Raw genomic sequence first — 14,029 nt, 5'->3', positions numbered from 1 at the left:
AGATTCATGACTGCGCGAATACTGGTGGTTGACGATATTCCGGCGAATGTGAAGCTGCTCGAAGCGCGGCTGCTGGCCGAATATTTCGACGTACTGACCGCAGCCGACGGCCACGAGGCGCTGGCGATCTGCGACCGCAACCAGGTCGATCTCATCCTGCTCGACATCATGATGCCCGGCATCGACGGCTTCGAAGTCTGCGAGCGGCTGAAGGCCAATCCGAAGACTGCCCATATTCCCGTCGTCATGGTCACCGCGCTGGACCAGCCGGCCGACCGTGTGCGTGGCCTGAAGGTCGGCGCCGACGACTTCCTGACCAAGCCGGTCAACGACCTGCAGCTGATCTCCCGGGTGAAGAGCCTGCTGCGCCTGAAGACGTTGAGCGACGAACTTCGTATGCGCGCCGAGACGGCCCATACGATGGGCTTGGATGAACTGATGCGAGCCGGCGACGGTCGCTACGACGAGGCGGGACAGATATTATTGGTCGACAGCCGCGCCAACTCGCAGGAACGCATTATCAGGGCGCTGAAGCCCGTCGCCGATGTTGTCGCCATTTCCGATCCGCAGGCTGCCCTTTTCGAAGCGGCCGAGAGCGCCTTCGAACTTGTCATCGTCAACGCCAATTTCGATGACTACGACCCGCTGCGACTCTGCTCGCAATTTCGCTCGCTGGAGCGGACCCGTTTCCTGCCGATCCTGATCATCACGGAGCAGGGCTCCGATGAAATGGTGATCCGCGCGCTCGATCTCGGCGTTAACGACTATATCGTCCGCCCCGTCGATCCGAACGAGCTGGTCGCCCGCAGCCTGACGCAGATCCGCCGCAAGCGCTACAACGACCGCCTGCGCGCCAGCGTCAAGCAGACGATCGAGCTCGCCGTCACCGATCCGCTGACCGGCCTCAACAACCGCCGTTATCTCGACAACCATCTCAACGTGCTCTTCAACCGTTCGATGGCCCGCGGCCGGCCGCTCTCGGTGCTGATCACCGATATCGACAGGTTCAAGCACGTCAACGATACCTATGGCCATGACGGTGGCGACCAGGTGCTGAAGGAATTTGCAAACCGCGTGCGCTCGACCGTTCGTGGCGCTGATCTCGCCTGCCGTTATGGCGGGGAGGAATTTGTCGTTGTCATGCCGGACACCTCGCCGGAAGTCGCCGCGGCCGTTGCCGAGCGGCTGCGCGCGGCGATCGAAAGCACGCCGTTCCTGCTGAGGTCGTCGGGCGAAACGCTGAGTATTACGGCCTCTTTCGGCATATCCTCGCGTATCGCCTCGGTCATAACGCCCGACCAGCTCATGAAGCAGGCAGACCTTGCGCTCTATGAGGCGAAGAACACCGGGCGCAACCGCGTCGTGGCCTCAGCCGCCTGACGATACGGCGCTCCGTAACGCGTCGCTTTCGATTATCCACTGGGGGTAGCTGGACCTTACGAATATTTAATGTTGATGGCTGCAACGAGGAGGCTTGCTTTTCAAGCCGATAGCGAAAAAATGAACTTTAAAGCCTGTTTCTTCCGATGACGTACCTCGCCTGCGCCCGAAAGATAGAGGCAATGAATGAAGAAAGAAGAGCGAACTATAACCACCTCATGGACAGCTTGTCCGCGTAAGTCGTATTTCGGAACACGTAACGCCGGCGCCTTACGTAAGGGTAGGGGCGACCGTGTTATTGTGATATATTTATCGAATTCTTGGCAGGGGCAAATATTGTCCTTTTGGTAAAAGAGAACTGGATGTTTCTTTACATGTACCAAAACTGGACTTTTAACCATAGAATCATGCCTTGAAATTTTACCATTAAGAATTTGTTGATTTTCTTTCATTTTTGCGCAAATTATCGACTTAGAACAGAAAACGCTCCCATGGAGGAGCCGTCGATACCCCATGATGCTCAGGTCCGCCGCATCTCCTGGGTCGTGGGGTCGGTCGGCTGGTACGCAATTTAAACGGTTCCTCGTGCCGTTTTGCATGCTGGCCGACCCCCTTTTCGTAAAAACGCCGTCACTTCCCGAAGATGGAAGGGCGGCGTTTTTCTTGTTTGCGCTAACATTGCCTCATGCGAGCCCAGTACAAACAAAAAGCGCGCAACCCGAGGGCGCGCGCTTTTTTGAAAAAACCGTGAGATCAGGTAAATTACTTGATCTTGGTTTCCTTGAACTCGACATGCTTCTTAGCAACCGGGTCGTACTTGGTCTTCGTCATCTTGTCCGTCATCGTACGGCTGTTCTTCGTCGTGACGTAGAAGAAACCAGTGTCGGCCGTCGACAGAAGCTTGATCTTGATAGTGGTAGCCTTGGCCATGGTCGTCCTGCCTTTAAGAAAATGAAAGCCGTGGAAAGCCGGATAGGCTCCACGGCAAATTCTGGCGCGAAACTACGAATCTAGCCCGAAAAGTCAAGCCCGCTTTCCGAGGAAAAGCAGTCTTATGCCGGCGAGCAGGGCATAAAGCCCGAAGAAGCAGGCAATTGCCCAGGCAAAACCGTTGTTTCCGGCAACATCGATGGCCGCGCCGATCGCCTGCGGACCGGCAACGGTGCCGACCGCATAACAGAAAACGAAGGCCGCATTGGCTGCCGCAAGGTCCGAGCCTGTCAGTCGCGAGCCGAGATGGCTGAGTCCGACTGTGTAGAGACCGGAGACGCAACCGCCCCAGAAAACCAGAAGCCCGGCCATGAGAAGCCAGTTATCGACGAGGATCGGCAGCATCATCGTGCCGATGAAACCGGTGAACGCCATCAGAACGAGCAGGGGACGCTTGTCCTTGATGCGGTCCGAAAGCAACCCGAGCGGGATCTGGAAGATGACGTTGCCGACACCCATCATGGTGAGCAGCAGGGCCGCCTGCGATTCCGTGAAATGTGCACGCACCGCGAAGATCGGAAAGAGCGAGAGGCCGCCGGCTTCGACCGCACCGAAAATGAAGACGGCTGCGGTCGCGGTCGGCACCAGGAAGACGTAGCGCATGAAATGCAGCTCCGGCTTCTCGTCCAGGACAGGGCTTTCATGTCGGGCGATGAAAATCGGGATCGCAGCCAAGAGGATCGCAAAGGCACCGACCAGGAAGGGCAGGATGCCGTCGCTGCCGAGCAGCGAGAAGATCAGCGGGCCGGCTGCAAAACCGAGTGAAAGGACGGTCGCGTAGATGCCGAGCACGAAGCCGCGTTTGGAAGGTGGCGAGGCCGCGTTGATCCAGAATTCAGAGAGGATGAAGAGTGTGGTCGTGGCGCCGTGGAAGGCGAAGCGCAGCGGAAACCACATCCAGAAGTCCTGCGCGTAGTAGAAGCCGAGCGCGCTGAATGCCGAGATCAGCACCGCCCACAGCATGGTGGGCGCCACCCCGTATTTATGCGCCAGCTTGGTGGTGATCGGCGCTGCTACCATCGCTGCTACGCCGGCCATGGCCGTATTGAGACCGATAAGGGTGGAGGAGATGCCGCGCTTTTCGAGAATGATGCTCAGAAGAGGAAGTCCCAGGCCGATCGCGATGCCAACGGCGGAAATGGACGAGACGGCTGCCACCAGAGAAGGCCAATGGATTTCCTCGACATCGCCCGGTGTGCCGTTTCTCGGCTGAGACATTTATCCATCCTTAGAGAAGTACGCGGACGAATCGTCCGTCTGGTGTCACATAGAAAGACATAGACATGCCAAATCCGAGTGACGGGCAGGGTTCATAATATTTCGGGCGTTCGTCGGCAATTCCTGGAGTGTAAGCCTTCCCCGCACAAGAAATGATTACCGCTTCGATCTGCTGCAGATAGTCGGCTACAGGCCGTGGCGCTTAGGTCGCTGCCACTACACGCGAAATATGTCTGTAAGGTGAAGGTGTTCAAGCTTGCCGGCCGGGTATGTCGTATTCATCATGTTCGTCGTCGCCGCCGCCGAAACCATGCATCCTCAGCGCCCACTGCAGGCCTATGACGCCGCCCTTGATCGGCTGGATCGAGACGAGTGCGGTGATGATGGTGATCGGCGCCCAGATGGCGAGATGTGCCCAGACCGGTAGCACGAAGGCCATGTCCGTCAGCATGAAGCCACCGATCACGACGTGGCCGATCACGAAGATGACAAGATAAGGCGGCAGGTCGTCGGCGCGCTGGTGGTACATAGCCTCGCCGCAGGCGGCGCAATGATCGACGGGTTTGAGGAAGGCTCTGAACAGCTTGCCGACGCCGCAGGCCGGACAGCGGTTGAGCATGCCGCGCATGATGGAGCGTCCGAGCGGGCGCTCTGCATCGGGCGTATCCCCGTAGCGGACGACCTCGTCTGTCGGTGTGCTCATAGGTCTTTCCTTTCCGGAACTAGCGCCGCCCGCGCGGCGGCCTTGTTCCGACCTTCTTGCGTGCGCGATTTGCATCGCGTCGTCCGGCCTTGTGGAAGGAGCGCACCGCCGTCGGCATGTTGCGTCCCTCGCTCAGCATTTCAAAACGCAGGGCGCCTGCAAGCGGTATCGCCTCTGCCAGCCGCACCGTCACATTATCGCCGAGACGATAGCCAAGGCCGGTTTTTTCACCGCTTAGGGCCTGATGAGCCTCGTCATAGATGAAGTAGTCGGTGCCGAGCGTAGATATAGGGATGAAACCATCAGCGCCATAGTCCGGCAGCATGATAAACAGGCCGGATTTGGTGACACCCGAAACGCGCCCTTCGAATTCCTGGCCGATACGGCCGGCAAGATGATGGGCAATGAGACGGTCGACTGTCTCGCGCTCGGCGGCCATGGCGCGTCGCTCGAAGGTCGAGATTTCGGCGGCGATATCGTCGAGTGTTGCCTCTTCATCCGGCGTGATGCCGCCTTCGCCGAAGCCGAGCGAGCCGACCAGCGCGCGATGCACGATGAGGTCGGCATAACGGCGGATCGGCGAGGTGAAGTGTGCGTACTTCATCAGGTTCAGGCCGAAATGGCCGATGTTTTCAGGACTGTAGATTGCCTGGCTCTGCGACCGCAACACCATCTCGTTGACCATGGTCTGATGCGCCGTGCCGTCCGCCTTGGCGAGAATGCCGTTGAAATTGTTGGCCCGCATATTGCCGCCTTTGGCAAGCGAGATGCCGAGCGTGGCGAGGAATTCGCGCAGGATTTCCTGCTTGGCGAGCGTCGGTCCATCGTGAATGCGATAGATCAGCGGCTGGCGTTTCTTTTCGAGTGTCTCGGCGGCGCAGACATTCGCCTGGATCATCATTTCTTCGATCAGCTTGTGCGCATCGAGGCGCGGCGGAACGAAGACCCGGTCGACGGTGCCGTCAGGCTTCAGCAGGATCTTGCGCTCGGGCATATCGAGCTCGAGGGGCTGACGCCGGTCTCGGCCGCGCTTCATCGTCTCGTAGGCGTGCCAGAGCGGCTTCAGGATCGGCTCCAGCATTGGCCCGGCCTTGTCGTCGGGCTTGCCGTCAATCGCCGCCTGCGCCTGTTGATAGGAGAGCTTGGCAGCACTCTTCATCATGATGCGGTGGAAGGTATGGCCAGTCTTGCGGCCTTCCTTCGAAAAGACCATGCGTACGGCAAGAGCAGGACGGTCGACGCCTTCCTTCAGCGAGCAGAGATCGTTGGAGATGCGCTCCGGCAGCATAGGCACGACACGGTCGGGGAAATAGACCGAATTGCCGCGCTTCAGCGCTTCGCGGTCGAGCGGTGAATTCGGCCGCACATACCAGGATACATCGGCGATGGCGACCGTGATGATGACGCCGCCGGCATTGTCTTCCGATGGATCATCCTCGGCATAGACGGCGTCGTCATGGTCCTTGGCATCGGCAGGGTCGATGGTAATCAGCGGCATGTCGCGCCAGTCTTCGCGATGCGACATGGTGGCAGGCTTGGCGTCATCCGCCTCTGCGACGGCGGCGGGCGGGAAAACATGCGGAATACCGTGCGCATGCACGGCAATCATCGAGATCGCCTTTTCCGATCCGACCGAACCGACGACCGAGAGAACCTTGGCGCGCGGCAGTCCGAAGCGGCCGAGACGCGCAATCTCCACCTCGACCAGATCGCCGTCCTTGGCATCGCCCTTGTATTCAGGGTCGATCACCATTTCCTCGCCGCGCCGATCGATGGGCAGCAGGCGTCCGGCACCTCCGGGCGCGTCCTTGAAGACACCCATGCTTGCGCCGCGGCGCTTGTCGATCACCTTGATGATGCGGGCGGTGTAGGCCGGGCCGCCGCGGTCGACGGCGGGGAAGATCTTGGCGAGGATACGGTCGCCGAGGCCGGCAACGGGCGACTTGCCCTTGCCTTGTCGGCCGGCTGGCGATTGCTGGCGGATGGCGACGGCCGGGGCCACGCCCTGATCCTCCGGCCATTCGGCCGGGCGACCGATCAGATCGCCGTCCTTGTCGCGCGTGGTGATGTCGAGCACGGTCACAGGCGGCAGTGCGCCCGGCCGGATCAGCGACTTGCGGGTCTTCTGCAGCATGCCTTCCTGTTCAAGCTCCTGCAGCAGACGCTTGAGCTCGACGCGGCTTTCGCCCTTCAATCCGAAGGCCTTCGCGAGTTCGCGCTTGGAGGCCTTTTGCGGGTGTTCGGCGATGAAACGAAGGATCACCTCGCGTGGCGGCAGCACGCCATGCACGACGTTCAGCGGCTCGGGCGCAGCTTCCCTGCTCGCGCGGCCGATCTTTCCCGGGCGTTTGCCCATGGGTCTCGTAGTCTCGCGCGGTTCTCTCGTCACTCTCAGCTCTTTTTCGTTTTCGCCGATGCTTTTGCCTTGGTCGCCTTCGGCTTGGCGGCAGTCTTCGTCGGCTTGGCTTCCGCTGCGGCAGCCTTCGGCTTTGCCTTGGCTTTGGTCTTGCCCGCGGGAGCCTTGCCGGCCTTTTCCACGATCAGCGCCAGCGCTTCCTCGACGGTGATGGCCTGCGGATCCTTGCCCTTTGGCAGCGTCGCATTGACCTTGCCCCAGTTGACATACGGGCCGTAGCGGCCGTCGCGAACGGTGATTGCGCCACCGTCTGGATGATCGCCGAGTTCCTTCAGGGCTGCCGGCGTTCCGCGGTTGCCGCCTGGCGCCTTCGCCTGCTTTTCGGCAATCAGCGTCACGGCGCGGTTGAGGCCGACCGAGAAGACGTCCTCGATGCTCTCCAGATTGGCGTAGGTGCCGTCATGCAGCAGGAATGGCCCGTAGCGACCGAGCCCGGAAGAGATCATCTTGCCGGACTCCGGATGCTTGCCGATATCGCGCGGCAGCGAAATCAGCGCCATCGCTTTCTCGTAATCGATATCCTCAGGCTTCCAGCCCTTCGGCAGCGAAGAGCGCTTGGCGTCCTTGCCGTCGCCACGCTGGATATAGGGGCCGAAACGGCCCGAACGCAGCGTCAGTTCCTCGCCGGTGGTCGGATCGGTGCCGAGGTTCTTCGGTTCGTTCAGCGCAGCGCCTTCAGCCTCGCCGCCATTTTCGGAGGAAAGCTGGCGGGTATAGTTGCATTCCGGATAGTTCGAGCAGCCGACGAAGGCGCCATATTTGCCAAGCTTCAGCGACAGGTTGCCAGTACCGCAGACCTGGCAGATGCGCGGATCGCTGCCATCCTCGCGCTTGGGGAAGACCAGCGGCGCCAGCGCCTCGTTCAACGAGTCCAATACGTTGGTGACGCGCAGTTCCTTGGTGTCTTCGATCTGCGAGAAGAAATCCTTCCAGAAGTCGCGAAGAACCTGTTTCCAGTTGAGTTCGCCGGCCGAGATCCGGTCGAGCTTCTCTTCGAGATCGGCCGTAAAGTCGTATTCCACGTATTTCGTGAAAAAGCTTTCGAGGAAGGCGGTGACGAGACGCCCTTTCGCCTGCGGGATCAGCTTGCGTTTGTCGATCGTCACATAGTCGCGGTCGCGCAGCGTAGCCAGCGTCGCGGCATAGGTGGACGGCCGGCCGATGCCGAGCTCTTCCATCTTCTTGATGAGCGAAGCTTCGGAATAGCGCGGCGGCGGCTCGGTGAAATGCTGTGTCGAGTTGATCTTCTGCTTGGCGAGGTTCTCGCGCGCATTGATCTCCGGCAGGCGACCATCCTCGTCGTCGGCGTCGTCGCTCTGTTCGCCGTCTTCCTTCTGGTCGGTATAGGCGGCGATGAAGCCATCGAAGCGGATGACGGAGCCTACCGCACGCAACCCAGCCTTCTGGCCGTTATTGTCGGCAATGATTTCCGCCGTCGTGCGCTCAATCTCGGCCGACGCCATCTGGCTGGCAATGCCGCGCTTCCAGATCAGGTCATAGAGGCGGATCTGGTCGGCATCGAGGAACTTGCGGACGCGGTCTGGCGAGCGGTTGAAATCGGTCGGACGGATCGCTTCGTGCGCTTCCTGGGCGTTCTTGGCCTTGGTGGAGTAGAAGCGCGCCTTTTCGGGCAGATAACGCTCGCCGAACTGATCTGCGATGGCGCCGCGCGCCGCATCGATCGCTTCCGGCGCCATCTGCACGCCGTCGGTACGCATATAGGTGATCAGACCGACCGTCTCGCCGCCGATATCGAAACCCTCATAGAGCTTCTGCGCGACCTGCATGGTGCGCGAAGCCGAGAAACCGAGCTTGGAGGAGGCGGCCTGTTGCAATGTGGAGGTCGTGAAGGGCGGAGCCGGATTGCGCTTGACAGGTTTTGCCTCGACGCTTTCGACGACATAGCTTGCGCCTTCCAGCAGTGCCTTCAGTTTGCCGGCGTCGTCACCATTGCCGATCGCGCGCGGCTGCAGCCGCTTGCCGTCGGCGGCAACCAGCCTTGCTTCGAACTCGTCGCCGCGTGGCGTCTTCAGGAGCGCCGAAAGGTTCCAGTATTCCTCGGAGATGAAGCGCTCGATCTCGGATTCACGATCGCAGACGAGGCGCAGCGCAACCGACTGCACGCGGCCGGCCGACCGCGCGCCGGGCAGCTTGCGCCAGAGAACGGGCGACAGGTTAAAGCCGACGAGATAATCGAGCGCACGGCGCGCGAGATAGGCATCGACCAAGGGGACATCGATGTCACGCGGATCGGCCATCGCATCGAGCACGGCTTTCTTGGTGATGGCGTTGAAGACGACGCGCTTGACGGGCTTGCCGTTGATGACGCGCTTCTTGTTCAGAAGGTCGAGAACATGCCAGGAGATCGCTTCGCCTTCGCGATCGGGGTCGGTCGCCAGGAACAGCGCATCGGAGGATTTCACCGCGTCGGCAATATCCTTCATGCGCTTGGACGAGGCGCTATCCACCTCCCACAGCATCTCGAAATCCTGATCCGGAAGAACTGATCCATCCTTGGCAGGCAGATCGCGCACATGGCCGAAAGAGGCGAGCACCTTGTATCCTGGACCCAGATACTTGTTGATCGTCTTGGCCTTGGCAGGCGATTCCACCACTACAACATTCATGATGATTCTCTAAAAAAGTGCCGATCCGGCGAACAAGCAGGCGGAACATGCACTGCAGCATGAATACCGGCCCTCCGACATGGACAGGGAATTCGCTCTGGTCAAGAGGTTTGCTCTAATTTTACGTCTTTGCGACGTGACGCAACCATTGCGCGACTGTTGGCGTATTGCAATTCAAGATAATTGCTCTATCATTTTTGAAGTTTGGTTCGGGCTCCTTATAAAGCAGCCTTTTCTGATTTCACAGAGACAATTATGGCGCCCAAGGTTGCAGGAACAGACATCGATCGCTCGGCATCGCGTGAGAACATTGCTTTCATCCGGCAGATGCTTGGAGAGTTACGTCAGGTAGCTGAACGCGAAAATGCGGAGATGCTCTGCTATCTTATCGAAATGGCCTATGTCGAATCTGGCGACCTGCAGGCACGCATGACAGCTCAGTCGGTCATGGAAACTGAAACCAACCCGCCGGCATGGCGGTGAAGCCGCCCGGCCATATCCAGCTCCAGAAGAACGAGATAGACGGCGGATGCCGAAAGGCCCGTATGGCGAATAATGTCGTCGATCTCCGCCGGCGTCGGGCCAAGCGCATCGATGACGAGTGTGCGATCCGTTTCGTCGGGCGGAAGCGATATCCTGCCACCTTCGCGCCTCGGTTCTTCTGCTGACGGCAGCGAGAAGAGATCGGGCTGGGAGAGCGGCGCCAAGGCCTCGACAACGTCCTCAGCTGCGGTGACGATCATCGCCCCGTCCTTCAATAGTCCGTTCGTACCGTGACAGCGCGGATCGAGCGGCGAGCCCGGCACGGCAAAGACCAGCCGTCCGAATTCGCCAGCCATCCGCGCGGTGATCAGCGAACCGGAACGAACCGCTGCTTCCACGACAACGACACCGAGCGAGATGCCTGATATCAGCCGGTTGCGGCGTGGGAAATCGCGGGCGCGCGGTTCCCAGCCGAAAGGCATCTCACTGACGGCAAGCCCGTTGCCATTCCATATATCCTCGAGCAGCCCGACATTTTCGGGCGGGTAGGGCTGGTCCAGCCCTCCGGCCATTGCGGCAATGGTGCCGGTATCAAGGCTCGCCCGGTGGGCGGCCGTATCGATGCCACGGGCAAGCCCGGAGACCACGGTATAGCCCGCCCGGCCGCAGTCGCGGGCGACCATCGCCGCAAACTTCGCGCCGCTGATCGAAGCGTTGCGCGAACCGACGATGCCCACCGCCGGCCTGTCACCCACGGAAAGATCACCCTTGACCGCCAGCAGCGGCGGCGCGCCGTCGATCTGACGCAGAGCCTGCGGATAGTCGGGCTCGCCGATACCGACGAAGCGGGCGCCGAAGCGCTGTGCTGCCTCAAGTTCACGATGGGCTTCAGCCTCGGTGGCTATGCGGATCGAACGGGTCGCACCGCCGCGCGCCGAAAGCTCCGGCAGCATGGAAAGTGCCGCTTCTGCCGAGCCGAAATGATTAACGAGATCACGAAAAGTCGCGGGGCCGACGTTGTCGGAACGGATCAGCCTCAGCCAGGCGATCCTCTGCCTCTCCGTCAGCGCAATTCCCTTTGGCCTTGCGCTGAGCGCGTCCATTACCCTTTAGCCCCGATCTTGCTTTCCGTCCCGCTCATCAGGCGGGAGATATTCGCCTTGTGTTTCCAGTAGGAAATGACGGTCATGATTGCCATGATCGCCGCTACCTTTTCATCGCCCAATATCCACAGTGCAACCGGAATGACAAGCATCGCAACCAGAGCGGAAAGCGAGGAATAACGGGTGGTAAATGCGGTTCCCAGCCAGACGGCTGCAAACAGCAGAACCATTGATGGAGCGACGCCGAGCAGCGTGCCGATATAGGTGGCGACGCCTTTGCCGCCCTTGAAGCCGATCCAGACCGGGAAGAGGTGGCCGATGAAGGCAAAGAAACCAGCGATGATGCCCGCTTCCTCACCCACGAAATAGGCCATGACCCAGGCGGCTGCGGCAGCCTTCAGCGCATCGAGCAGCAACGTTGCGGCCGCAAGCTTCTTGTTGCCGGTACGCAGGACATTGGTGGCGCCGATATTGCCGGAGCCGATGCTGCGCACGTCGCCAAGGCCGGCGGCGCGCGTAAGAATGAGACCGAACGGGATGGAGCCGAGCAGGTAGCCCACGAAGACGGCGGCAAGCGCCAGGGGCAGCGTAATCTGCCAGGTGACAAGATCAGATATCATTTTGTTCCCCAACTCTTCTTGCGGAGAGCCCACCAGCAAGGGCAGGGCAGCCTTCAGCCCTGCAATGCGTGAACCAGCTTGCCCCTGACATAGGTCGCGACGGCCCGCCCGCTGAAGCGCGCATCCTCAAACGGCGTGTTCTTCGAGCGGGAAAGAAGCATGTCCTTGGCGACAAGCCAAGGCTCTTCGAGGTCGATCAAGGCAATATCGGCCTTCGCACCGGGCTTCAATGTTCCGGCATCGAGCCCGAAGATCTGTGCCGGGCGGGTCGACATCGCATCGATCAGCCGCATCAGGCTGACATCGCCGCTGTGGTGCAGCCGCAATGCTGCAGCCAGCATCGTTTCGAGCCCTACGGCCCCATCCTCAGCCTCGCCAAAGGGCAGGCGTTTGGTATCGACATCCTGCGGATCGTGGGAGGAGACGATGATATCGATTGCACCCCTGGCCAGCGCGTCCACCATCGCGACCCGATCGTCCTCGGAGCGTAGCGGTGGATAGAGCTTGAAGAAGGTGCGGTATTCGCCGATGTCGTTCTCGTTCAGCGCCAGATTGTTGATCGACACACCGCAGGTGACATTCGCACCACGCGAACGGGCAAGCTCGATCGCCTCGACCGATTCCGGAACCGATATCATCGCCGCATGGTAGTTGCCTCGCGTCAGTTGGGCGATGCGCAGGTCGCGCTCGATCGGGATGAGCTCCGCTTCCTTCGGAATGCCGGAAAGGCCGAGCCAGCTTGCCAGCAGGCCTTCATGCATGACGCCGTTGGCGCCGAGATATTTGTCGCGCGTGGCGCAGGCGATGACGGCACCGAATTCGCGCGCATAGGTCATCACCCGGCGCAGCACCTGTGTGTCGTGGATGCTCGAATGGGCATCCGTGAAGGCGACGGCGCCTGCCTGCATCAGCAGGCCGATTTCCGTCATTTCTTCGCCGGCAAGCCCCTTGGTGATGGCCGCTGCCGGATAGACATTGACGACGGCTGTATCCCGCGCCGTCTTCTTGACGAATTCGACGAGCGCGATGTCGTCGATAACAGGATGGGTATCCGGCATCATGATGATGGAGGTAACACCGCCCGCTGCCGCAGCACGGCTCGCCGAAGCGATCGTCTCGCGGTGTTCGCCACCCGGTTCGCCGATATGGACGCGCGCATCGACGAGGCCCGGCGTCGCGACGAGACCGGTGCAGTCGCGCACGGTAGCGCCTTCCGGCGTGCCCTGGTTCTGCGCATCCTTGCCGGCCGCAACGATGAGACCGTTCTTGACGATAACGGTCCCGACCTCATCGAGATTGCGGGAGGGGTCGACGATGCGCACATTCTTGAGGACGAGATTGCTCATGCGCCCACTCCCTCGGTGCGCGGCCCCTGATTCTGGGAAACGAGCAGGGTTTCCATGACGGCCATGCGCACGGCAACCCCCATCTCCACCTGTTCGGCGATCACGCTCTGCGGCCCGTCGGCGACCTCAGAGGCGATTTCCACGCCGCGGTTCATCGGTCCCGGATGCATGACGAGGGCATCGTCCTTCGCCGCCTTCAGCGTTTCCGCATCCAGGCCGTAGAAATGATAATATTCACGCACCGACGGCACGAAGGCGCCGGACATGCGCTCGCGCTGCAGCCGCAGCATCATCACCACATCGGCGTCCTTCAGCCCTTCCTTCATCGAATGGAAGACCTCGACACCCATCTCGGCAATGCCGGCCGGCAGCAACGTTGCGGGGGCGACGACGCGCACCCTTGCGCCCGTGGCGTTCAGAAGCAGGATGTTGGAGCGCGCCACGCGCGAATGCAGCACGTCGCCGCAGATCGCCACGATGATGCGCGAGAGCCGGCCCTTGGCGCGGCGGATCGTCAGCGCGTCGAGCAGCGCCTGCGTCGGGTGCTCATGCTGGCCATCGCCGGCATTGACGACGGAGCAGGAGACCTTCTGCGCCAGAAGGGCTGCAGCACCGGCGCTGGAATGACGGATGATCAGGACATCAGGCCGCATCGCGTTCAGCGTCATCGCCGTATCGATCAGCGTCTCGCCCTTCTTCACCGAGGAATTGCCGACCGACATGTTCATCACGTCGGCGCCGAGGCGTTTGCCGGCAAGTTCGAAGGAGGCTTGCGTTCGCGTCGACGCTTCAAAGAAGAGGTTGATCTGCGTCAGTCCCCGAAGGGTCGACGTCTTCTTTTCTCTCTGTCGGCTGATCTTGACGGCTTCGTCAGCCTTGTCGAGAAGATAGGTAATATCCTGCTCGGTGAGGCCCTTGATGCCAATGAGGTGGCGGTGGGGGAAAAAGACCATGACCCTGCCTCTTATTGTCTTCGCGGGGTCTATAAAGAGTGCGGGGGGAAGGGGCAAGCGCGTGTTATGCGCAAATCCCTATGTTCCCCATGCATTTTCCGTCGAATCTCGCTACTGCATGATTCCTTAAATCGGAATCGATTTAAGGATAAAATTATGCAGCAATTTAAAGTGCTACAGCGTCCTTTGC

General features: G+C 60.4%; 11 protein-coding genes. 2 read left to right on the top strand and 9 right to left on the bottom strand.

Features of this window, described 5'->3' with window-relative positions; genetic code table 11:
• Positions 1 to 6 precede the first annotated feature (6 nt).
• Positions 7 to 1,380, top strand: a complete 1,374-nt coding sequence (locus AC1D35_RS03270; RefSeq protein WP_113301258.1) for a PleD family two-component system response regulator — start codon at positions 7 to 9, stop codon at positions 1,378 to 1,380.
• 762 nt (positions 1,381 to 2,142) lie between these two features.
• Here AC1D35_RS03270 and rpmG read toward each other — a convergent pair.
• From rpmG to topA, 5 genes are all read right to left on the bottom strand, one after another.
• Complete coding sequence (rpmG, locus tag AC1D35_RS03265) at positions 2,143 to 2,310, bottom strand: 50S ribosomal protein L33 (protein ID WP_003547442.1); 168 nt, start codon at positions 2,308 to 2,310, stop codon at positions 2,143 to 2,145.
• 93 nt (positions 2,311 to 2,403) lie between these two features.
• Positions 2,404 to 3,588: an MFS transporter gene (locus tag AC1D35_RS03260; RefSeq protein ID WP_113310770.1), complete on the bottom strand. Its 1,185-nt coding sequence runs from the start codon at positions 3,586 to 3,588 to the stop codon at positions 2,404 to 2,406.
• 250 nt (positions 3,589 to 3,838) lie between these two features.
• Positions 3,839 to 4,291: a DUF983 domain-containing protein gene (locus AC1D35_RS03255; protein ID WP_113310771.1), complete on the bottom strand. Its 453-nt coding sequence runs from the start codon at positions 4,289 to 4,291 to the stop codon at positions 3,839 to 3,841.
• Positions 4,292 to 4,310: 19 nt separating this feature from the next.
• Entirely contained in the window at positions 4,311 to 6,680 is a 2,370-nt protein-coding gene (gene rnr / locus AC1D35_RS03250) for a ribonuclease R (RefSeq protein ID WP_113310772.1), read from the bottom strand.
• A 2-nt stretch (positions 6,681 to 6,682) separates the two neighbouring features.
• Positions 6,683 to 9,334: a type I DNA topoisomerase gene (gene topA / locus AC1D35_RS03245; protein ID WP_113310773.1), complete on the bottom strand. Its 2,652-nt coding sequence runs from the start codon at positions 9,332 to 9,334 to the stop codon at positions 6,683 to 6,685.
• 255 nt (positions 9,335 to 9,589) lie between these two features.
• On the opposite strand from topA, the gene AC1D35_RS03240 reads away from it, so the two are divergent.
• Positions 9,590 to 9,817, top strand: a complete 228-nt coding sequence (locus AC1D35_RS03240; protein WP_113301263.1) for a hypothetical protein — start codon at positions 9,590 to 9,592, stop codon at positions 9,815 to 9,817.
• On the opposite strand, the gene dprA is transcribed toward AC1D35_RS03240, so the two are convergent.
• Genes dprA through AC1D35_RS03220 form a run of 4 tightly spaced genes read right to left on the bottom strand, consistent with a single transcriptional unit; the run spans position 9,772 to position 13,839 of the window.
• Positions 9,772 to 10,920 carry a DNA-processing protein DprA gene (gene dprA, locus AC1D35_RS03235; RefSeq protein WP_113310774.1) on the bottom strand — a complete coding sequence of 383 codons (1,149 nt, stop codon included), beginning with the start codon at positions 10,918 to 10,920 and terminating at the stop codon, positions 9,772 to 9,774. The genes AC1D35_RS03240 and dprA overlap by 46 nt on opposite strands.
• A complete protein-coding gene (plsY, locus tag AC1D35_RS03230) occupies positions 10,920 to 11,540 on the bottom strand; it encodes a glycerol-3-phosphate 1-O-acyltransferase PlsY (RefSeq protein WP_113310775.1) in 621 nt (206 codons plus the stop codon). The genes dprA and plsY overlap by 1 nt, the downstream gene beginning before the upstream one ends.
• A gap of 53 nt (positions 11,541 to 11,593) precedes the next feature.
• On the bottom strand, positions 11,594 to 12,886 hold the full coding sequence (locus tag AC1D35_RS03225; RefSeq protein WP_113310776.1) for a dihydroorotase: 1,293 nt from the start codon (positions 12,884 to 12,886) through the stop codon (positions 11,594 to 11,596).
• Positions 12,883 to 13,839 carry an aspartate carbamoyltransferase catalytic subunit gene (locus AC1D35_RS03220; protein WP_477938219.1) on the bottom strand — a complete coding sequence of 319 codons (957 nt, stop codon included), beginning with the start codon at positions 13,837 to 13,839 and terminating at the stop codon, positions 12,883 to 12,885. Before AC1D35_RS03220 ends, AC1D35_RS03225 begins: the two co-directional genes overlap by 4 nt.
• Positions 13,840 to 14,029 lie beyond the last annotated feature (190 nt).

Source organism: Rhizobium sp. P1_E6 (assembly GCF_056405875.1).
The sequence above is the reverse complement of the archived record's forward strand: the minus strand, read 5'-3'. Positions and strand labels throughout refer to the sequence as shown.